The following is a 21444-nucleotide window of genomic DNA, read 5'->3' as shown; positions in this document are numbered from 1 at the left end:
CTCGCCAGAAAAATCCGACGAGGTTTAATCACAGACGCCTAGCGACTACAGCACTGTTGTAACAGACAGCTAGGCGTTGCAGCTGTTATACGGCGAAGCCGAGTGCGCGCAGCTGTTCGCGGCCTTCATCCGTGATCATCTGTGGACCCCATGGCGGCATCCATACCCAGTTGAGTTCTAGTTCATCGCACTTCGTGTTACCCACGACGGCTTGTTCTGCCTGTTCAGCGATCACATCGGTCAACGGGCAGGCTGGCGAAGTCAGCGTCATGTTGATAACGCAGCGGGTCTTCTCGCCTTCCTCTTCAATCCAGATGTCGTAGAGCAAGCCGAGATCAACAACGTTGATACCGAGCTCTGGGTCGATGACGTCGCGCAAGAATTCTTCGCAATCATAAGCCAGGCTTAATTGCTCTTCGGTTTGTTCCGGTTTTTCGCGCGCACCGTCGAATGAGGAGTTCTCATTCTGGTACGGATCAACCGGCTGGTCAGAGTTCTGTGTTTGAGTATTCTCAGACATTATTTCTCCAATTCATTTAGCGCATCCGCGGTCGCGGATTGGAACGCCTTCCACCCGAGTAGTGCACATTTTACGCGGGCTGGGTACTTCGAGACACCCGAAAACGCAACACCATCACCGATGAGTTCCTCGTCGCCTTCTTCCTTACCGCGGGAGGTAATCATGCGTTCAAATTCCGCAAGCTTTTCCATCGCGTGGTCCCGTGACATTCCGATGAGTTCTTCGGCCATCACGGAGGTTGAGGCCTGCGAGATCGAACAGCCCACGGCGTCGTAAGAGATGTCATCGACGGTCTGGCCGTCAGCTGAGAGCTGTACGCGCAGCGTCAATTCATCACCACAGGAGGGGTTGACGTGGTGAACTTCGGCTTGATAGGGATCACGAAGCCCGCTGTGTTGTGGGTTTTTATAGTGATCTAGAATCACTTCCTGATACATCGATTCGAGATTCATCTAGATCAGACTCCAAAAAATTCTTGGGCGTGAACGATGCCGTCGGCAAGCGCATCGATTTCTTCGGTTGTGTTATACAGGTAGAAGCTTGCCCGGGCAGTTGATTGCATTCCGATACTGCGGTGCGCCGGCCACGCGCAGTGGTGCCCGACGCGCACGCACACGCCTTGATCGTCCAGGACCTGCCCCAAATCGTGCGGGTGCACCCCGTCGACGACGAAAGATACGGCTCCGCCACGATTTTCGGTATCCAGTGGCCCAGCAATCTGTACGCCGTCGATCGCGGACAATTTTTCTAGGCAGTACTTCGTCAGTTCTTGTTCGTATGCGTGAATGTTGTCCATTCCGATTTCTTCCAAGAACTTCACGGCCGCACCCAGGCCGACGACCTGGCTGGTCATTTGCGTGCCGGCTTCGAAGCGCTGTGGCGGTTCCGCGAAGGTGGTGGATTCCATTTTGACGACTTCAATCATCGATCCACCGGTCAGAAACGGTGGCAGCTTTGCCAGCAACTCCGGCTTGCCGTAGAGCACGCCAACCCCGGATGGCCCGCACATCTTATGTCCGGAAAATGCCGCGAAATCAACATCGAGGGCGCGGAAATCTACCGGCATGTGTGGGACCGATTGGCAAGCATCCAAAACCACCACAGCGCCGACGGCACGTGCGCGTTGCACAACCTCTTCGACGTCGACCACGGCACCAGTGACATTCGACTGGTGGCTCACGGCGACGACCTTCACCGTTTCGTCAAGCTCTAAGGAATCTAGGTCGATGCGCCCGTCGTCGGTCGTCGTGTACCACTTCAGCGTGGCTCCAGTCTTTTCGCACAGCTCCTGCCATGGGACCAGGTTCGCGTGGTGTTCGAGCTCGCTGACCACGACGGTATCGCCCTCCCCCACGTGCAGATCCCCTGCGCGCGGGTCGGCCAAGGTGAAAGCAACTAGGTTCAGTGCTTCGGTGGCATTCTTGGTGAATGCGATGTCCTCACCCGCGACGCCGACAAAGCGCGCGATCGCTTCGCGGGCATCTTCGTAAGCGTCGGTGGCTTCCTCTGCCAATTGGTAAGCACCTCGGTGCACGGGTGCGAAAGAATTCAACACGAATTCTTTTTCTGCTTCCCACACTGCCGCTGGTCGCTGCGACGTCGCACCTGAATCCAAATAGATCAGCGGCTTATCGCCGCGGACCGTGCGCGACAGAATCGGAAATTGGGCCCGAATTGCATCGGTATCCAAAGTAGACATCGAAAGTTAAACCTAGTTTCTTCGTATCTGTGCAAACGTTGCAAGATCAGTCATGCCTCGAATGCATGCCCCTACCGGCTGGACCATTAGTGGTCGCGTTTACATGAACTGGTCGTAACCGCTGGACTCGAGGGTGTCGGCCAATTCAGCACCGCCAGTTTCGACGATACGTCCCTTAGCAAACACGTGAACGAAGTCAGGGTTGACGTAGTTCAAGATGCGCTTGTAGTGGGTGATCATCATGATTCCGCCGTTGGTTTCTTCCTGATAACGGTTAATTCCGTCGGAAACGATACGCAACGCGTCAACGTCAAGGCCGGAGTCGGTTTCGTCCATGATGGCGAATTTTGGTTTCAGCAGTCCCAGCTGCAGTACTTCGTGGCGCTTCTTCTCACCACCGGAGAAGCCTTCGTTAACCGAGCGCTCACCGAAGGACTTATCGATGGACAGCGCCTCACGGGCTTCGTTGACTTCCTTGACCCATTCACGCAGCTTTGGTGCTTCGCCGCGAACGGCGGATACTGCCGAGCGCATAAAGTTCGAGGAGGAAACGCCAGGAACTTCGGTTGGGTACTGCATGGCGAGGAACAGACCGGCCTGCGCGCGCTCGTCAACTTCCATCTCCAGGATGTTTTCGCCGTCGAGAAGCACTTCACCGTCGGTGATTTCGTAACGAGGGTGACCCGACAGGGCGTAAGCCAAGGTCGACTTGCCGGAGCCGTTTGGTCCCATGATGGCGTGAGTCTCGCCCGACTTGATGGTCAGGTTGACGCCTTTCAGGATTGGCTTTGGCTCTGCGGTCTCATCCGACGGCAGCACCTGAGCGTGCAGATTCTTAATTTCCAAGGTAGACATAGCTCACTCTTTCCGTGGTTATAGGTCGTGCGTGTAGGGGCGGCTGGAGCCGCTGCCCTAGCGATTTCGATTTCGTGTTATGCCGAGATGCTTGCGAGTTCGTCGTCGACTCGCTTTGCCAAGTCTTCGCGCAAATTCTGCACTGGAATGCGGTTGATGATCTCCAAGAAGAAGCCACGGATGATCAAACGACGTGCCTCTCCTTCTGGGATACCGCGCGACATCAGGTAGTAAACCTGCTCGTCGTCGAACCGGCCGACGGTTGCGGCGTGGCCAGCTCCAGCGATCTCGCCGGTTTCGATTTCCAAGTTCGGAATCGCATCTGCGCGGGCACCGTCGGTCAGCAACAGGTTGCGGTTGACCTCGTAGGTGTCAGTGTTTTCTGCGTTTGAGCGAATCAGAATATCGCCAACCCAGCACGAGCGAGCGTCTGGCTTGGAAGAGCCCGGTGCTCCCTGAATCGCGCCCTTGTACATGACGTTGGAACGGCACGATGGCTGCGAGTGATCCATCAACAGACGGTTTTCGAAGTACTGACCTTCGGATGCGTAGTACACGCCCAGCAATTCCGCATCGCCACCTGGCGCACGGAAACCGACGCGAGGCACCATGCGAACGATCTCGCCACCAAAGATGGCTGCGTTGTGGCGCAGGGTTGCGTCACGTCCCAGCGATGCAACCTGGTGTGACAGGTGCACTGCGTCATCGTCCCAATCGGCATCAACCACCACGTTGACGTGGGCGCCGTCACCGATGACAAATTCCACGTTGTCTGCGTGCGTGCCTGTGCCTTGGTAGTTCAATACGACGGTGACCTCAGCATGGTTGCCGATCTCTACCGACGTAGCACCGAAAGACGTTACATCGTCGCCTGCACCGGTGATCGTGATGACCACGGCATCGTCGTACTGCTTATCGCCGTCAATGGTGATGACCTGACCAGCGGGCATCGAAGTCCATGCTTGCGCTGCGACACGGTCTGCCGGTGCACCCGCACGTCCCAGACGGGAATCGTCGGGAGCAACTTTTTCGCTCTTGACGCCATCTTGTTCGCTTACGCTGATGTTCTGTTCGACGACCTCGGCGAAAGTACCGTCGTGCAGGCCGCGAAGGCTGCGCAGAGAGATATAGCGCCAGACCTCATCGCGTCCACTGGGCACCGTGAAATCATCGACGTTGAACGACGTGAATTGGTCGCCCTTCGTGGCTGCTTTCGTGGTGTTGAATTCGTTGGAGTTAACCAATTTAGCCCACGGATCCTTCCATTTGTAGTTCGATCAAGCGGTTCAATTCGAGTGCGTATTCCATCGGCAGCTCTTTAGCAATCGGCTCAACGAAGCCGCGCACAATCATCGCCATCGCTTCTTCTTCAGCGATACCGCGCGACATCAGGTAGAACAGCTGCTCTTCGGAGACCTGCGAGACCGTCGCCTCGTGGCCGAGAGTGACGTACTCGTTGCGGATGTCGTTATATGGATAAGTATCGGTACGCGAGATGGAATCGACCAGCAAGGCGTCGCACTCAATATTCGACGTGGAGTGCTTCGCATTCTTGTTGATCTGCACGAGTCCGCGGTAGGAAGCACGGCCACCTGCGCGGGCGACGGACTTCGATACCACGTTGGAGGAAGTCCGTGGAGCCATGTGCACCATCTTGGCGCCGGTGTCCTGGAACTGATTCTCGCCGGCAAAAGCCACGGACAGAACTTCGCCCTTGGCGCCTTCGCCAGTCATCCAGACGGCTGGGTATTTCATGGTGACCTTCGAGCCGATGTTGCCATCGACCCATTCCATAGTGGCGCCTTCTTCGGCCTTCGCGCGCTTGGTCACGAGGTTGTAAACGTTCTGCGACCAGTTCTGGATCGTGGTGTAGCGGCAACGAGCGTTTTTCTTGACGACGATTTCCACGACGGCGGAGTGCAGCGAATCCGACTTATAGATCGGCGCGGTGCAGCCCTCAACGTAGTGCACGTACGCGCCTTCGTCGACGATGATGAGAGTGCGCTCGAATTGGCCCATGTTTTCCGTGTTAATGCGGAAATATGCCTGCAGCGGAATATCGACGTGGACGCCCTTCGGCACGTAGATAAAGGAGCCGCCGGACCATACAGAGGTATTCAACGCGGAGAACTTGTTGTCACCGGCTGGAATCACGGAGCCGAAGTATTCTTTGAAGAGGTCTTCGTATTCGCGCAGACCAGTGTCGGTGTCGACGAAGATGACACCCTTTTCCTGCAAGTCTTCACGAATCTGGTGGTACACAACTTCGGATTCGTACTGTGCGGCAACACCGGCAACCAGGCGCTGCTTTTCGGCTTCTGGAATACCAAGCTTGTCGTAGGTGGCTTTAATGTCTTCTGGGAGATCTTCCCACGAAGCCGCCTGACCTTCGGTGGACGAGACGTAGTACTTAATCTGGTCGAAATCGATGTCTGAGAGATCTGCGCCCCACGTAGGCATCGGCTTCTTATCGAAGATGCGGTAAGCCTTCAGGCGAGCTTCGAGCATCCACTCTGGCTCGTTCTTGCGGCGCGAAATATCGCGTACGACGTCTTCACTAATTCCACGTTCGGCGGATGCGCCTGCAACGTCGGTGTCGTGCCAGCCGTATTCGTATGCCCCGATCGAATCGATAATCTCATCATCGGTCATCTGCGGAGTCTCTGGCTTAGGTTGTGCCTGAGTCATGACCAGCTCCTTTCATCATGGTGGGTGATTGCGTCAAGGGAATATTTGTTGTGCAGATCCCGTGGCCTTCCGCGATGGTAGCCAAAGGCTGCACGTGGTGGCTAAGAAGCGAAGTAATGACCTCATGCTCGGCTTCGCACAACTCGGGGTGTTCTGCTGCAACGTGGGCGATCGGGCAATGGTGCTGACACACCTGGATGCCTGATTCCGACGGGCGAACCGTCGACACGTAACCATGTTCATTAAGTGCTTCCGCAAGTTGCTCGGCAGTTTTTTCAACAGCGTCTTCGTCGACGTCGTCAAGAGATGACGCCGGTGTAATTCTATCGAGAATTCGGCGAACACGCTGGCGTGCAAACTCGCGAACTGCATCCGATCCTCCTGCCTCTCGCAGGGCATCGAGGGCATCAGATGCCAAGGAATCGTAAGAGTGTCCAAAATTGGCACGTCCCCGATCAGTAAGGCGGAAATGCTTCGCCGGACGCCCGCGCGACTGCCCAAGCGGGCGCCGCTGCACGGTTTCGGTGAGACCATCTTCCACCAAAATGTCCAGGTGCCTGCGCACACCTGCGGCTGATAAGCCGAGATGATCACCGAGCCTGCTGGCCGTCACCGGCCCCAGCGTGAGCAATAAGTGCATTACTTGGCGACGCGTATCGCCATCCGTGGTGCGTGTTTCTTTCGCAGAAATTCCGTTGCTCACAGAAGAATCCTGCGCGGAAGCTGTGTTAGAGCAACTTCCGTTTCCGGAAACCTTGTGTGACCGGGCCACCACCTTGCACCTCCTTTACGCTCTATCGGCTTGTCATCATTCGACAACACTAGTGTTCCTTAAATCTGGCGCGGTGTCCAACTGGCTCAAATTGGATCTAAGTTTGCGGCCCAACTGGCAATATAAGCTCACACTTTTCAATCTTGTCTACAACGCGGCTTTGACACACGGCGGGGTCTGTTAGCGGATCCGTTTTGCACACGCGATAGCGCTTACCCGAGTGCGCGCCCTTGGCGTGAATTATGACTAAAATATGTTTTCGTGAATTTGCGCACGTTGAACCCTTGGCCACCGATCCGTGCGGTACTACCGCGGATCGGCACTGCCGGCTCACGCTCTGCGCAGCTACACGACGACACCGCACCACTGCCTCCGCAAGTTTCCCCCACCGATGCGCAACAGCGGAGGTTTCGGTTCCTGCGCTGGCTTGGCACCGTGGCAACACTGTTGATCGGACTCGGCGGCCTGGGTGCTGGGGCTTTGCCCGTCGTCAACAACCCATATTCCGATTTTCCGTTGGGTTCAGTGATGGCGCGGATGCTACAAACTTCTTCGGCTCTGGTGATGGTGGGGATTGCGCTTCTCGCGCTAGCATGGGTCGCCATGGCCCGCTCCGTCGGTGTCACCTTGAGTTTTGGCGCAGACCTGCAGAAAACTGTCACCACCACAGACTTGAAGAAGACCTTAGCTGCGTGGTCACTGCCACTAGTATTTACTGCCCCGCTGTTTACCCAAGACATCTATTCTTATCTCGCCAATGGCTCGATCGTCGCCCAAGGCTTAAGCCCCTACGAGGCCGGGCCGGTGGAACTGCTTGGCGCCGATGATCCACTGGCCCGCTCTGTGCCCTTCATCTGGGCCCAATCGCCATCGCCTTATGGTCCAGTTGGTCTGGGCATTGCCGGTGTGATTAGCCACCTCACTGGCGATGGGATTATTTTTGGCGTGCTCGCCCACCGTGTTGTCTCATTGCTGGGTATCACCGCTATGGCCTGGGCATTAGCAAAGCTGGCGCGGCGTTGCCGAGTGGCACCGGAGACCGCACTATGGCTCGGCGTACTCAATCCGGTGGTGATGCTGCATCTGTTGGGAGGAATCCACAACGAGGCGATCCTGTTGGGCTTCTTATTAGTCGGTATGGAACTGACTTTTCGTGGGATTGAGTCCACGAGCCGCTACAAGCGCTGGGCCTTGTTGGTAGCGAGTGGGTTTTTGATTGCCTGCGCAGGAATGGTCAAGGTAACAGGCTTTGTTGCACTCGGTTTTGCCGGGATGCTGTTGGCGAAATGGTTGGCCGATAAAGGAATGCGCCACTGGATTGCGGTGGTTACTGCTGCTGGGTTTTATCTCGTGGTATTGATTGCCAGCATCGTCGTCGTCACCGTCGTCACGGGCATTGATCTCGGCTGGATCGGCGCACAAGGCGGCGCTGCCACCATCCGTAGCTGGCTGTCATTGACCACGGCTCTCGGCGTCAGCAGTGGTTTCATTGGCGCCTTGTTGGGACTTGGCGATCACACTGAGTCCATTCTGGTGCTCACCCGCAGTCTTGGTGTGCTCGTTTCCGGGATCTTTCTCCTGCGCATGCTGTTTGCAACTTTCCGCGGTGCGATACACCCGGTTGGCGGACTCGGCATGGCGATGTTGGTCTTGGTGATTTTCTTCCCTGTCGTGCACCCCTGGTACTTGCTGTGGGCAATTGTTCCACTCGCCGCCTGGGCCAATCGCGCGGTCTTCCGTTTACTGGTCACCGTCTATTGCGTCATCGTCAGCTTTTTAACGCTTCCGCGCGGGATGGCGCTTCCGCCTGGCGTCGTCACGAGTATTTATCTGCAGGCTTTGGTTACTGGCCTGGTGCTTTCCGGTTGCGCCGCGCTGTTCTACTACCTACTGCGGCGAAATCGCGGCTCTGCCCTACAATAAGTGGCGTGCATACAACTTTTGATGGCGTAGACGAGCAATCCGGGCAGAATTCTCCCGCCTTAGTCCTCGACTCTGTCAGCAAGAACTTCGGCGACAACACCGCAGTCAAATCCTTAAGCTTGACTGTTCCGCGAGGGCGTATCGTTTCATTACTCGGGCCTAACGGCGCGGGAAAAACCACCACCATCGAAATGTGTGAAGGATTCACCAAACCCAGCGCAGGCAAAGTATCCGTGCTCGGCATGGATCCGTCTGTCGAACCCGATAGAGTCCGCCAACACATCGGCATGATGTTACAAGGTGGCGGTGGTTATTCTGGAGCCTCGGTAATCGAGCAGCTGAATTTAGCAGCGAAGTACTGCAAGAACCCACACGACCCAGAATGGCTACTCGAGGTGATCGGCCTACAAGAGCACCGCACCACGACGTATCGACGATTATCGGGTGGGCAGCAACAACGTCTCTCACTAGCCCTGGCCTTGCTACCCCGCCCGGAGCTGGTATTTCTCGATGAGCCCACCGCCGGCATGGATGCACAGGCACGCCGTTTGACCTGGGACCTCATTTCCGCACTGCGCAGGGATCGCGTCACCGTGGTACTAACCACGCACTTGCTGGACGAAGCCGAGCGACTTTCTGACTACATCTACATTATCGACCGTGGCCAGCTGCAACTCGAGGGCACTACGCAGGCGCTGCTGGAAGAATCAGGCGGGGAGAGTTTGACTTTTGTCACAGATAAAGAGCTCTCCGCGGGCGCGCTACCCGACGATTGGAGCCTGAGCACACTCGGCAGCAACCGCTACCGGCTACACGCTCCACCCACCCCGGAGCTTATCGCCCGATTGACTACTATTCTCGCTGAACGTAATACCTTGTTGCGTGAACTAAACATCACTGCCCGCAACCTGGAAGATGTGTTCCTCTCAGTTACCGATAACGTTGATCACCGTGCATAGTTTTCCCGTCAATACTTTTAGTCCTCGCCCCGAACCCGCATCGTTTGCGCGCATCGCGCTCGCTCAAACGCGCATGGAAACTGCCTTAATCCTGCGCCACGGCGAGCAATTACTACTGAATATCGTCGTTCCGTTGGCAATCCTAATCGGCGCATCCCTAGTGCCCGTGCTTGGCGAGGATCGCGGAATCGACGAAATATTCCCGATGGTCCTCACAGTTGCCGCCATGGGCTCGGGTTTTACTGGTCAAGCCATCGCTGTGGCTTTTGACCGCCGTTATGGCGCACTGAAACGTTTAGGCGCATCCGGCGTACCCCGCCGCGCCATTATCGTCGGAAAGATATGCGCCATCGTCATCGTGACCTTTCTCCAGGCAGTCGTGCTCTCCATAGTCGCTGCACTCCTGGGGTTCAGCGCTAATTTCGGGGCAGCTCTCGTCGCCGTATTAGTCCTGTTGCTCGCCGCTGGCTGCTTTACCGCTTTCGGGCTCTTCCTCGGCGGAACCTTAGCAGCCGAAAAGGTCTTGGGTTTGAGTAATTTCTGCTGGCTAGTCTTGCTGGGCATTGTCGGGTGGGTGCTTTATTCACAAGGTCTCGGCGATAACGGAATCTGGACGATAGTGCCATCTGTAGCGGTAGCGTCTGCGTTGACCGAGAGCCTGGCTGGTGCTTTTCCGCTCGTCGAGTTGCTTATCACGTGCGCATGGGGCGTTGTTGCCACCGGGCTCGCGGTCAAAAAATTCCGATTCGATTAAGTCGGTTCTATTTACCCGGCTGCTTACCGAGTAGGATGAGCGTTGTGAGTACCGTCAACCAGCACCCCACTAACAACCTCGCAGAAGCAGATTCTTCGCCCACAGAAGCGAATTCGCCGCAGATTCATCGCCAACAAATGACGCCCAGCTTACGCTGGCAGCGGCTTTGGGCACTGCTGTTGCTTCTCGCGCAGGCGGGCATCACGGTTTCCGGTTCCATCGTCCGCGTCACAGGTTCTGGGCTCGGCTGCGATACTTGGCCGAATTGTCAAGAAGGCTCCCTCGTTCCCGTCGCGGGTGCACAACCGTGGGTCCACCAACTTATTGAATTCGGTAATCGCTTGCTCACCTTCGTTGTAGTTGCAGCTGCGATCGCAGTGTTGGTTGCGGTAATCATGGCCGGCCGACGTCGCGAGCTCATCGTCTACGGTGCATTATCGATTTTCGGCATCGTCGTCCAAGCAGTGATCGGCGGGATTTCCGTGCACTTGGAGCTGCAGTGGTGGTCAGTGGCCATACATTTCTTGCCCTCAATGATTCTGGTCTGGATTGCCGCACTGTTGTACACCCGGATAGTGGAAGACGATGAGCAAGCCCCGCGCCAATTCTTCGGGGCGAACACTCGCCGCTTCGCAGCATTAGCAGCCATAGCCTTGGCAATCGTTCTGATCACCGGCACTATGGTCACCGGATCTGGCCCACACTCGGGCGATGCAGACGCCGGAATGGAAGGACGTCTCGAGCTCGATACAGAAGTTCTCGCCATCGTGCACGCGGTGTGCATGTATGCCTACTTGCTGTTGACGCTGTTGGTGGTGTGGCAGCTCTACAAGCAAAAGGCACCGCGACGGGCGAAATATACCGCCTGGGTGCTAGTGGGTGCCATTATCGTGCAGTGGGCAATTGGCGTCGCCCAGTTTTACCTCGGCGTACCGCGCTGGACGGTGCCGTTCCATATCGCGATGAGCTCTGTCGTCGTCGCCTTCACCGCAGCGCTCTGGGCCCGCGGATATGCGCGCCCGCGGTTGCCAGGTGTACCGGTCATGTTCGGCAAGTCTTTACCGGATCACACCCCGGCTGCTCAATCGGGCTAGTCCAACCTAGTCCAACCTAGTCCAACACCGAAATGCGGAATCTAGACTCATCGAGTGGTTTTGCCCTGTACCCTCGTAAGTTATGAAGGCAATACAGATTAAGCAAACCGGTGGACCGGACGTCCTGCAGCTAGCCGAGGTCACCGCGCCAAAGCCGAATGCTGACCAGGTTCTCGTGGATGTCCTCGTCGCAGGGGTCAACTACATCGACACCTACTACCGCGAGGGCATTTATTCCGCTGAGGTTCCGTTTACCCCTGGTTTTGAAGGCGTTGGTCGCGTCCGTCAGGATCCGGCGGGCAAGATTGCAGAGGGCACGATGGTGGCGTGGAATACCGCCTTTGGTTCGTATGCTGAGCAAGTGTGTGTCGACCGGGAAAAGCTGGTCGCTGTGCCGAACGACTTTGACCTGCCCACCGCGGCATCCATGCTGTTGCAAGGCATTACCGCACATTATTTAACTCACGGGGTTTACGAGCTTTCCGCCGACGATACTTGCCTGATTACCGCAGGCGCAGGCGGCGTGGGCTTAGTCGCGACACAGCTGGCAGCCGCCGCCGGAGCCAAGGTTTACACCGTGGTCTCTAGTGACGAAAAAGAGCAGCTTTCATACGACGCCGGCGCAAGCCATGTGCTGCGCTACGGGCCAGATTTGGTACAGCAAGTGCGCGAGCTGACCGACGGTCACGGTGTCGATGTCGTCTATGACGGCGTGGGCAAAGATACTTTCGAACAATCGCTCGACATGGTGCGTGAACGTGGCGTCGTGTGTTTGTTTGGCGCAGCCTCCGGGCCGGTTGATCCGATTGATCCGCAGATTCTCAACCAAAAAGGCTCTATCTTTCTCACCCGCCCATCTGTCGCCGGTTGGACCAGCCGTGAGGGAGAATTCCAGATGCGCGCTCAAGCCGTTGTGCAAGCTGTGGTTGACGGCGATCTGCAATTCCGGATTAGTAATTCGTATCCACTGGCACAAGCCGCACAAGCTCATCGGGATCTACAAGACCGCAAAACCACCGGTTCCATCGTTTTGTGGGTACAGGAGGACGAACATCAATAAGTCCCAGGAGACTTCAGCAACGGGCCACACCGCTGCTGCACCGTCTTTTGCGCGCCCGGTGTGGAAGCGGTGTCCGGGGGCGCCGTTAGTGGCCCGCGATTGTCGCTAGCCTATAAACGGTGTCCAACCGACGAGTGCGTCGACGGACAAGGTCAAGAAAAGAATCGCTAGGTAATTATTTGACCAGATAAACAGCGCCATGGGTTGTACCTTGGCGCCTTTTTTCACGCCCTGGTGCAGGCGATTAGCCATGAACAAGAACACGGCTGCGGTGCTGACAGCACCCACCAGATAAATCCAGGAAGCAGCCGGAATCAGCACAAACGAGGTGATTACCATCGCAACTGAATACAGCAAAATCTGCCGCGTGACTTCTGATTCTTTGGCGACGACTGGCAGCATCGGAATACCTGCGCGTTTGTAGTCGTCTTTGTACTTCATCGCGAGCGCCCAGGTGTGCGGTGGCGTCCAGAAGAAGATGATCAAAAACAGCGCGATAGCTTGCCACCATTGCGACGGTTCGTCGGCAGGCGCGTTATCGGTGATCACAGCCCAGCCGACCATGACTGGCATACAGCCAGCGAGCCCACCCCACACAATATTTTGCGAGGTCCGACGCTTCAAGAACTTGGTATAAACCAAGATGTAGTGCACGTTTGTCAGAATCACGAATAACGCAGCAAGCCAGGAATTGGCCAGAACGCCCAGCCACAGCACCGAAATTATCAGTAATACTGCGCCGAAGACTGCGGCCTCGCGTTTCGAGACCGCATCGTTAACCAACGGTCGGCCGCGAGTGCGTTTCATTTTCTGGTCAAGCTCATAGTCGGCGACCATATTGAAGGTGTGCGCAGCAGAAGCGCCCATCCAACCGCCCAAAAGGGTAAGGATGATCAAGCCAAAGTTACCAGCTATCGCCTCCGCACCGCGCTCTGCCTGCAGCATAGCGGGAAGCGCAGCCACCAAGAGCAGTTCAATTATCCGCGGCTTGGTTAATGCGAAATATGCCTTGATCTTCCCCAAGGAAAAATCCTCCAACAACGTGCCATATCGTTCTCTGGTTACATGCCGCCTGTGGGCCTCGGCTGGGATTTCGGCGGCATAAGAGATAGTCGTTTACAAAGGGCGGAAAGTTCCCACCAACTTTCGGCGGATAAGAACTCACTGTCTCGAACCACCATATCCTACACGCTGCCCCCAGTGCGGTTCCTAATCGCATGCAAGTACGCAAAAGTTAGGGCCTACCTTTAAACTATGGGGCACACCATTGATATCACCGTTGCAAACAGATTGATGCGAGGAACTAGCTGTGTCACTGTCCCCCAAACTCAAAGCGAAGACCATTCGTCGTTACCCCAGCGACTGGAGCGAGACTGATACCCGCGCTGTGGACACGGTGCGCCTGCTTGCTGCCGACGCCGTGCAAAACTGCGGTTCTGGGCACCCCGGCACCGCTATGTCTCTCGCACCATTGGCGTACACGCTCTACCAGCGGGTGCTCAACCACAACCCTGCTGACCCCCAGTGGGTAGGACGCGACCGTTTCGTATTATCCGTCGGACACTCCTCCCTTACCCAATATATTCAGTTGTTCCTCGGCGGTTTCGGTCTGGAATTGGACGATCTGAAAAAGCTGCGGACCTGGGATTCCTTAACCCCCGGCCACCCTGAATATGGGCACACCGCGGGTGTAGAGATCACCACGGGCCCATTGGGGCAAGGCCTCGCCTCATCGGTCGGTATGGCGATGGCTGCCCGCAAAGAACGCGGCCTTTTCGATCCCGATGCACCCGCTGGTGAATCGCCGTTCGATCACTACGTCTACACAATTTGTTCCGACGGCGACGTGCAAGAAGGCGTCACCGCAGAGGCTTGCTCGCTGGCGGGCACACAGCAATTGGGCAATCTCATCGTTTTCTGGGATGACAACAACATCTCCATCGAAGACGACACCGATATTGCGTTCTCGGAATCCGTCGCCAAGCGCTACGAAGCCTACGGTTGGCAGGTGCTTGAGGTCGGCTCTGGTGAAGATGTCAGCGCCCTGGAACAAGCCGTGAAGCTGGCAAAGCAAGACACTTCACGCCCGACGTTTATTCGCGTGCAAACTGTCATCGCGTACCCAGCACCCAATGCCATGAACACTGGAGCCTCGCACGGTGCTGCACTGGGCGAAGACGAAATTCGTGCAACGAAAACCTTCCTCGGTTTCGACCCGGACAAGCACTTTCATGTCGACGACAAGGTGCTGGAGCACACCCGCGAACTGGTAGAACGCGGCACGAAAGCCCAGGAAGAATGGAACAAGTCGTTTACCGCTTGGGCAGAGAAAAATCCAGAGCGCAAGCAGCTATTCGATCGCATGGCGGCCTACGAACTGCCGGAGAACTTCGGCGAAGACATGCCAGTGTGGCAGCCAGACGAAAAAGGCATTGCAACACGAAAGGCTTCAGCAGAAGCGTTGCAGGTTTTGGCAGCGCAACTGCCGGAGCTGTGGGGTGGATCTGCCGATTTGGCAGGCTCGAACAACACCGTCATCAAGGGCGCACCATCGTTCGGCCCGCAGTCAATTTCGACGGATATGTGGCAGGCCGATCCGCTTCATGGCCGTAATCTGCACTTTGGTATTCGCGAGCACGGCATGGCCGCGATCATGAACGGAATCGCTTTGCACGGGCACACCCGTGTCTACGGCGGCACCTTCCTGATTTTCTCGGAATACATGTACCCCGCGGTTCGCCTGGGTGCATTGATGGGCACCGACACTTATTACGTCTGGACGCACGATTCGATCGGTCTGGGCGAAGACGGCCCAACCCACCAGCCTGTCGAAACGCTAGCGGCCCTGCGCGCCATCCCTAATCTTTCGGTCATTCGTCCTGCCGACGCGAACGAGACCATCCAGGCGTGGGTTGCTGCAATGCGCCACGACAAGGGACCAAAAGGGTTGGCACTGACCCGGCAAAATGTTCCGGTCTTGGAAGGCACAGCCGAAAAGGCGGCTGCAGGCGTCGCCAAGGGCGCCTACGTGTTGGTCGAAGCCTCTGCCTCGCCGCAACTAATTCTCATCGCTACGGGTTCGGAAGTACACCTTGCAGTTGCTGCCGCACAGCGTTTGGAAGAAGACGGTATTCCCACTCGCGTGGTCTCTGCACCATGTTTGGAATGGTTTGAAGCGCAAGACGAGGCTTACCGCGAAGCCGTATTGCCGCGCGAGGTATCCGCTCGCGTATCGATCGAGGCTGGTTTGGCAATGCCGTGGCACAAATACACCGCCCCATACGGCCGCCAGGTCTCCCTCGAACACTATGGAGCATCTGCCCCGGCAGAAGAACTATTCGAGAAGTTTGGCTTTAGCGTCGATAACGTCGTCGCCGAAGCAAAATTGGCATTGGACCAAGCACCGAAGGCAAACGAGGTTCCCGGTTGGAATGCCGAAGCAGAATCGGCAGGTACAAGTGCAGCGAACGCACACAACACCGCTGCAGTGACCCCGGCACAAGCTGTCGATACTGCAGATGCTGATAGCCCCCTGGCAGAACTTGCGGCAATCGGTACCGCAACTTGGCTCGATGATCTTTCTCGCGAGCGCATCGAATCCGGCAACCTCACAGAATTGATCGAGACCAAATCAGTTCTTGGCGTGACGACGAATCCGTCGATCTTCTCAGCCGCGATGAGCAAGGGACACTCCTACGACGATGACATCGCTGCGCTTGCAGAAAAGAAGGCAGCTGCCGACGACGCGGTCTATGAACTGGCCATCGCCGATGTGCAAGCTGCCTGCGATGTCTTGTCTTCGGTCTACCAGCGCACCGGTGGCGCCGACGGCCGAGTCTCTATCGAAGTTGACCCACGCTATTCGGCTGACACCGAGAAAACTCTGGCCCAAGCTCGAGAGCTGTGGAAGAAAGTCGACCGCGACAATGCCATGATCAAGATTCCGGCGACCCCGGAAGGTCTCCCGGCGATCACCGCCGCATTGGCAGAAGGCATTTCCGTCAACGTGACCTTAATCTTTTCCGTCGAGCGTTACCGGGAAGTCATCCGCGCCTACAAGGACGGCATTAAGCAAGCCCAGGACAATGGACTTGATTTGTCCAAGATCCACTCGGTGGCTTCGTTCTTCGTCTCGCGCATCGATACCGAGATCGATAACCAGCTGGAAGAAATCGGCTCTGACGAGGCACTCGAGCTTCGCGGGCGCGCCGGCATCGCGAACGCGCGCCGTGCTTATGCGCTCTTCGTCGACGAGTTCAGTGATTTTGCGATCCCAGGTGCGCACAAACAGCGGCCACTGTGGGCATCGACTGGGGTGAAAAACCCAGCCTATCCTGCTGACATGTACGTCACCGAGCTGGCCGGACCAGACACCGTCAACACTATGCCGGAAGCCACACTCAACGCGGTAGTGGATAGCGGTACTATCAAGGGCGACACGTTGACTGGCGCAGGCGATAGCGCCGGAACAGTCTTCGGCCAGTTGGAATCGATCGGAATTGATTTCGCAGAGGTCTACGCGAAACTTGAGCTCGAGGGCATCGAGAAGTTTGTGAACGCGTGGGAAGATCTGCTGGAATCCGTTTCGCAGCGGTTGCAGCGCGACTAGCGCCAAAACACTAAGCACGACCCATGCCCTGATTCCTGGGCAGAGAAAGGATCTTCCGCCTGTGACGTCGACTCCTTGGCATAACCCTTTGCGTAATCCGCACGATTCCCGACTGCCGAGGATCGCCGGGCCTTCGGGCATGGTGATTTTTGGCGTCACCGGCGATTTGGCATACAAAAAGCTGCTACCTGCTATTTATGATCTAGCAAACCGCGGCTTGCTGTCATCAGCGTTCATTCTCGTTGGTTTTGGCCGTCGTGAATGGACTAACGACGACTTCGTGAACTACGTAAAAGCAGCCGTCCAGGACGGGGCACGCACGCCATTTCGCGAAAACGTGTGGCGCCAACTTGCTTCGGGCATGGAATTCGTCGTCGGGGGCTTCGACGATACCGGATTCGACCGGCTCGCAGAACGCATAACAGAAGTTGATGAACAACGCGGCACCGCCGGCAACTGGGCGTATTATCTATCGATTCCTCCGAGTTTTTTCTCCGAAGTATGCCACCAGTTGGAGCGCACCAACATGGTCAGCGGACGCCCGGGTGCATGGCGTCGTGTGATCATCGAAAAGCCATTTGGCCACGATGAACAATCCGCCCGCGAGCTCAACGAGATCGTCAACCAGGTATTTCCGGAAGACTCGGTCTACCGCATCGATCATTACCTCGGCAAAGAAACTGTGCAGAATATCTTTGCGCTGCGGTTTGCTAATTCGATTTTTGAGCCGCTGTGGAATGCCCAGCACATTGACCACGTGCAAATCACGATGGCCGAAGACATCGGTCTCGGCGGTCGCGCCGGCTATTACGACGGCATTGGCGCAGCACGTGATGTCATGCAAAACCATTTGCTACAGCTGTTAGCACTCGTAGCAATGGAAGAACCCATCTCGTTTACCCCGCAGGCGTTACGCGCGGAGAAAATCAAGATCCTGCAGGCTACTTCCCTTGCAACTCCCATCGCAGACAACACTGCTCGCGGGCAATATTCAGCCGGATGGCAAGGCTCACAAAAGGTCTGTGGCCTACGCGAAGAGGATGGATTCGATCCCGAATCGACCACTGAAACCTATGCTGCGTGCACCCTGCAGATTAATTCGCGGCGGTGGGCTGGCGTGCCGTTCTACCTCCGCACCGGCAAACGCTTAGGACGAAGGGTCACCGAAATCGCGTTGGTGTTCAAGCATGCCCCGCATCAACCGTTTGCGAATTATGGTGCCCAGCAAGGACAAAACACCGTCGTCATTCGCGTGCAGCCTGACGAAGGCGTGCTGATGCGCTTCGGTTCCAAGGTCCCAGGATCGGGTATGGAAGTTCGCGATGTCAACATGGACTTTTCCTACGCAGAAGCATTCACCGAAGAATCCCCAGCGGCCTACGAACGCCTGATTCTGGATGCCTTGTTGGACGAATCCAGCTTGTTCCCGACAAATAAGGAAGTCGAGCTAAGCTGGGCGATTCTGGATCCGATGCTCGAATATTGGCAACACGCGGATCAACCTGATGACTACCCAGCAGGCAGTTGGGGCCCGGCCAGCAGCGATGAGATGTTGGCTCGCCGTGGCCACACCTGGCGACGGCCGTAAGCAAGGTATCCGTGTCTCCACAGAACCGTCCGTGTACCCACCGAGCAAGGACTAATTAACAACTATGATTCATTACCTCACGGATACGACAACCACCGATATCGCCCGCGAACTCAATCTTGCGCAAGAGCACTACACCCTCACTACAGGCCGTGTGCTGACGCTGATCATCGTGGCCTCCGTCAGCGATGACGTGGAAGCTATTCTGCGTGCCAGCCGTGATGCCTCGCACGAGCACCCAGCTCGCGTCTTGATTTTGTTGACCGCAGACTCGTCCGACGAGACGTACCTGGATGCAGAATTGCGCGTTGGTGGCGAAGCCGGAGCCTCCGAGATCGTCGTGATGACGCTCAATGGGGCCATGGCCCACCACCCTTCGGCTATCGTCACGCCATTATTGTTGCCAGATACGCCGATCGTGGCGTGGTGGCCGAACGTGCATCCTGACCAGCCTGCTACTGACCCGATCGGGCAGATCGCCCAGCGCCGCATCACCTCTGCCGCGGAATTATCCGCGCTTGCTCACAACTATGCCCCGGGTGATTCCGATACCGCCTGGTCTGCGATCACCGCGTGGCGTGGCATCGTGGCCTCTGCACTCGATCGTTACCCAGACCACCGCGTCGTCAAGGTCAGTATTACCGGCGACGGCGGCCCCGAACATGCTATCGCTGCGGGCTGGCTTGCCGATGCTTTGGGCGTGGAAGTCTCCAGCCAGGTTGATGATTCTGCGCACACAAACGCTCGCGCCGACATCTCTGTGCTCGCAGAGCAGTTTGCCGTTGCGGAGCTGATCTTGTTCATGGACGACGGCGAACAGGTGCGCATCGCACGTGCGGATAATCATACTGTCAGCGTCGAAATTCCGGGTGCTGCCCGGAGCCTGGTGGCTTTGAACGTACGTAGCTGGGCCGAACGATTGTCAGAAGAGCTCCGCCACCTTGATGCCGATGAAATTTATGCACGCTCCTTGCGGGCAAGCGAACAACTATAGCAGTCGACTACCGCAGTAGATGCGAAAGGAATGTCGTTCATGACCACTATTTTCCCAGCAACGGATAAGCGAGATTTAGCGGACAAGGTCGCGCAGCGGTTCGTTGCACTCATCAGTGAGATCCAAAGTGGAGAGGGCGGCGCACATGACGACGGCATTGCGCGCGTCGTGTTCACCGGCGGTTCTTCAGGTATCGCGGTATTGGAAGCGCTTGCGAGCACAGATGACGCGGCCGATGTGGACTGGCAACGTATCGAAATATTCTTCGGTGACGAGCGCAATCTTTCGCTTGCCGACGCGGAATCGAACGAGGGGCAAGCGCGCGGCGCGCTGCTCGATAAGCTCGACATCCCTGCAGAACGCATCCACGGCTATGGACTAAGCGGCGGCACAGACCTGAACGAACGCGCTGACGAGTACTCCGCGGTAATCAACAAGGTCGCACCTGCCGGCTTCGATATCCATCTGCTCGGCTTGGGCGACGACGGCCACATCAATTCCCTGTTTCCGAACCATGCTGGCCTTGATAACGAAGCAGACGTTATTGCGGTGACAGACTCGCCGAAACCACCGGCTGAGCGCCTGAGTCTGGGACTGTCGGCGGTTGCTCACGCCGACCGGATTTGGTTTTTGGCCGCCGGGAGGAATAAAGAAGACGCCGTTGCACGCCTGGTCTCCACGGCAGGACCAGATAAGTCGTGCCCGGCGACACTGGTGCATGGCCGCATCGAGACCTTGTTGTTTAGCGACGCCATTCCTGCACACTAAAGCAGCTCCTCTACGCGCAAAAGCAGCCTCTGCCACCAGAGCACGCCGCGCGTTAACACCGCAAGGTTGTTGCAGTTAGCTTGGATTCTAGGGGTCGTGGAAACACCTGACATGGGTTAGGTGATTGTGTGGGAGCGAAGTGGGATCCGGATTCTGCTGTTACTGCTCGCTTTTGTGCTCTTGTTCGGGCCGGTGATTCGGTTCGTGCTGCTGCTGGTGTGGTTGACATGCCGTTGTCTGTGGCTTACCGGCTTGCACATCAGCTTCAACTGCCGATGAGGAGTAAAAATCCGGTAAGCCCAGGTACGGAAGAAGAAATCACTCGGTTGTGGCTGGATGGCCTGGCCCCGATGGAAATCGTGCGAATACTATCTGTCGGGCCAAGCGTGGTCTATCGCATTGGTATCGAGCTGGGCTTATGGCAGCGAAACTCACACGGGCGTAGAGCAGCAGCTACATCTCGTCGGTGTGAATACCTGCAACTACGCGCGAATGCTTTAGGACGCAAAGATGCAGCCCTGGCGTGTGGTATCAATCCGCGTGATGCTTTGGATATTGATAAGGGTGTGATAAAGCTGCGTGGCGCGCGTGTCCCGTTTGTTCCCGATGGTCCCGACGTTGCACTGTATAACAGGCTTATGCAGGTTATTTCTCATGTCGACGGTCGGGTAGCTGTGCCGGTTCAGGTTATTCCTCAAGAAAGGATCGACCAGCGTATTTCATTGCGTTACTTGTGTGTAGAAGAACGCGAGCTTATTTTTGATTTGCTTCGCCAGAATTATGGTGTCCGCGAGATAGCCCGGCGACTAGGCCGCTCACCTGGCACGATTAGCAAGGAACTCAAACGCAATCGAGACGAATTCGGTGTGTATCTACCCACCCATGCGCAGCGTAAGTCTGTGTTGTCTAGGTTTCGCCCGAAAAAGCGCAAGGTTGAGGCCAACCCAGAATTAGGCAGCCGTGTGTGGGAGATGCTGAAAGAAAAGAATTCTCCTGAGCAGATTTCCGGGCGGTTGCGTAGAGACCATCCCGATGATGACACTATGGGGGATGCGGACGAAATCTTGGAGAGATTTTCCGCATGACTAATATTCGATACACGAATGCGCAACGACTTAAAGCGTTAGAAGTATTCGACAGGACTCAATCTGCCACCAAGAC

17 protein-coding genes and 2 pseudogenes are annotated in these 21444 nt (G+C 56.5%); 11 read left to right on the top strand and 8 right to left on the bottom strand.

The window, feature by feature from the left end; genetic code table 11:
• Positions 1–85 precede the first annotated feature (85 nt).
• From U1140_RS04235 to U1140_RS04205, 7 genes are all read right to left on the bottom strand, one after another.
• Positions 86–520 (bottom strand): metal-sulfur cluster assembly factor, encoded by a 435-nt coding sequence (locus U1140_RS04235; protein WP_306515586.1) that lies wholly within the window; start codon positions 518–520, stop codon positions 86–88.
• A complete protein-coding gene (sufU, locus tag U1140_RS04230) occupies positions 520–972 on the bottom strand; it encodes a Fe-S cluster assembly sulfur transfer protein SufU (protein ID WP_369846290.1) in 453 nt (150 codons plus the stop codon). Before sufU ends, U1140_RS04235 begins: the two co-directional genes overlap by 1 nt.
• Positions 973–977: 5 nt before the next feature.
• Complete coding sequence (locus U1140_RS04225; RefSeq protein ID WP_369846289.1) at positions 978–2219, bottom strand: cysteine desulfurase; 1242 nt, start codon at positions 2217–2219, stop codon at positions 978–980.
• 99 nt (positions 2220–2318) lie between these two features.
• A complete protein-coding gene (gene sufC, locus U1140_RS04220; protein ID WP_306515589.1) occupies positions 2319–3074 on the bottom strand; it encodes a Fe-S cluster assembly ATPase SufC in 756 nt (251 codons plus the stop codon).
• 77 nt (positions 3075–3151) lie between these two features.
• Entirely contained in the window at positions 3152–4318 is a 1167-nt protein-coding gene (sufD, locus tag U1140_RS04215) for a Fe-S cluster assembly protein SufD (RefSeq protein WP_306515590.1), read from the bottom strand.
• A gap of 1 nt (position 4319) precedes the next feature.
• Positions 4320–5762, bottom strand: a complete 1443-nt coding sequence (gene sufB / locus U1140_RS04210; RefSeq protein ID WP_306515591.1) for a Fe-S cluster assembly protein SufB — start codon at positions 5760–5762, stop codon at positions 4320–4322.
• Positions 5743–6402 carry a helix-turn-helix transcriptional regulator gene (locus U1140_RS04205; protein WP_369846383.1) on the bottom strand — a complete coding sequence of 220 codons (660 nt, stop codon included), beginning with the start codon at positions 6400–6402 and terminating at the stop codon, positions 5743–5745. The genes sufB and U1140_RS04205 overlap by 20 nt, the downstream gene beginning before the upstream one ends.
• Positions 6403–6795: 393 nt before the next feature.
• Between U1140_RS04205 and mptB the strand changes: the two genes are divergently transcribed.
• The 5 genes from mptB to U1140_RS04180 all read left to right on the top strand — a co-directional run bounded on the left by mptB (position 6796) and on the right by U1140_RS04180 (position 12324).
• Positions 6796–8457: a polyprenol phosphomannose-dependent alpha 1,6 mannosyltransferase MptB gene (mptB, locus tag U1140_RS04200; protein WP_369846288.1), complete on the top strand. Its 1662-nt coding sequence runs from the start codon at positions 6796–6798 to the stop codon at positions 8455–8457.
• 5 nt (positions 8458–8462) lie between these two features.
• On the top strand, positions 8463–9416 hold the full coding sequence (locus tag U1140_RS04195) for an ABC transporter ATP-binding protein (RefSeq protein WP_369846287.1): 954 nt from the start codon (positions 8463–8465) through the stop codon (positions 9414–9416).
• Complete coding sequence (locus tag U1140_RS04190) at positions 9409–10170, top strand: ABC transporter permease (protein ID WP_369846286.1); 762 nt, start codon at positions 9409–9411, stop codon at positions 10168–10170. Before U1140_RS04195 ends, U1140_RS04190 begins: the two co-directional genes overlap by 8 nt.
• Positions 10171–10307: 137 nt before the next feature.
• Positions 10308–11264, top strand: a complete 957-nt coding sequence (locus tag U1140_RS04185; RefSeq protein ID WP_369846382.1) for a COX15/CtaA family protein — start codon at positions 10308–10310, stop codon at positions 11262–11264.
• Positions 11265–11346: 82 nt separating this feature from the next.
• A complete protein-coding gene (locus U1140_RS04180) occupies positions 11347–12324 on the top strand; it encodes a quinone oxidoreductase family protein (RefSeq protein ID WP_369846285.1) in 978 nt (325 codons plus the stop codon).
• A gap of 105 nt (positions 12325–12429) precedes the next feature.
• Here U1140_RS04180 and U1140_RS04175 read toward each other — a convergent pair whose 3' ends face one another.
• Positions 12430–13365, bottom strand: coding sequence for a heme o synthase (locus tag U1140_RS04175; RefSeq protein WP_369846284.1), 936 nt, complete (start codon positions 13363–13365; stop codon positions 12430–12432).
• Between the two features lie 268 nt (positions 13366–13633).
• On the opposite strand from U1140_RS04175, the pseudogene tkt reads away from it, so the two are divergent.
• The 6 genes and pseudogenes from tkt to U1140_RS04145 form a co-directional block, all read left to right on the top strand.
• Positions 13634–15727: pseudogene (gene tkt, locus U1140_RS04170) on the top strand (transketolase); the annotation flags it as partial.
• An 84-nt stretch (positions 15728–15811) separates the two neighbouring features.
• The gene (tal, locus tag U1140_RS04165; RefSeq protein WP_369846381.1) at positions 15812–16933 is read left to right on the top strand and encodes a transaldolase; all 1122 of its coding nucleotides are present in this window, start codon (positions 15812–15814) and stop codon (positions 16931–16933) included.
• Positions 16934–16994: 61 nt separating this feature from the next.
• On the top strand, positions 16995–18521 hold the full coding sequence (gene zwf / locus U1140_RS04160) for a glucose-6-phosphate dehydrogenase (protein WP_369846283.1): 1527 nt from the start codon (positions 16995–16997) through the stop codon (positions 18519–18521).
• Between the two features lie 64 nt (positions 18522–18585).
• Complete coding sequence (locus U1140_RS04155; protein WP_369846282.1) at positions 18586–19515, top strand: glucose-6-phosphate dehydrogenase assembly protein OpcA; 930 nt, start codon at positions 18586–18588, stop codon at positions 19513–19515.
• 39 nt (positions 19516–19554) lie between these two features.
• Positions 19555–20283, top strand: a complete 729-nt coding sequence (gene pgl, locus U1140_RS04150; protein WP_369846281.1) for a 6-phosphogluconolactonase — start codon at positions 19555–19557, stop codon at positions 20281–20283.
• 128 nt (positions 20284–20411) lie between these two features.
• Positions 20412–21329: pseudogene (locus tag U1140_RS04145) on the top strand (transposase); the annotation flags it as partial.
• Between the last annotated feature and the right edge of the window lie 115 nt (positions 21330–21444).

The organism is Corynebacterium drakensteinense (assembly GCF_041224285.1).
Classification (GTDB): domain Bacteria; phylum Actinomycetota; class Actinomycetes; order Mycobacteriales; family Mycobacteriaceae; genus Corynebacterium.
This window is presented reverse-complemented; position numbering and strand designations above follow the sequence as displayed.

Coding starts and splice junctions, on each gene's coding strand:
- sufU (WP_369846290.1), bottom strand. CDS start 972: ATGAATCTCGAATCGATGTATCAGGAAGTGATTCTAGATCACTATAAA.
- U1140_RS04185 (WP_369846382.1), top strand. CDS start 10,308: ATGACGCCCAGCTTACGCTGGCAGCGGCTTTGGGCACTGCTGTTGCTT.
- U1140_RS04155 (WP_369846282.1), top strand. CDS start 18,586: ATGATTCATTACCTCACGGATACGACAACCACCGATATCGCCCGCGAA.
- sufC (WP_306515589.1), bottom strand. CDS start 3,074: ATGTCTACCTTGGAAATTAAGAATCTGCACGCTCAGGTGCTGCCGTCG.
- U1140_RS04225 (WP_369846289.1), bottom strand. CDS start 2,219: ATGTCTACTTTGGATACCGATGCAATTCGGGCCCAATTTCCGATTCTG.
- U1140_RS04180 (WP_369846285.1), top strand. CDS start 11,347: ATGAAGGCAATACAGATTAAGCAAACCGGTGGACCGGACGTCCTGCAG.
- sufB (WP_306515591.1), bottom strand. CDS start 5,762: ATGACTCAGGCACAACCTAAGCCAGAGACTCCGCAGATGACCGATGAT.
- U1140_RS04235 (WP_306515586.1), bottom strand. CDS start 520: ATGTCTGAGAATACTCAAACACAGAACTCTGACCAGCCGGTTGATCCG.
- pgl (WP_369846281.1), top strand. CDS start 19,555: ATGACCACTATTTTCCCAGCAACGGATAAGCGAGATTTAGCGGACAAG.
- U1140_RS04205 (WP_369846383.1), bottom strand. CDS start 6,402: ATGCACTTATTGCTCACGCTGGGGCCGGTGACGGCCAGCAGGCTCGGT.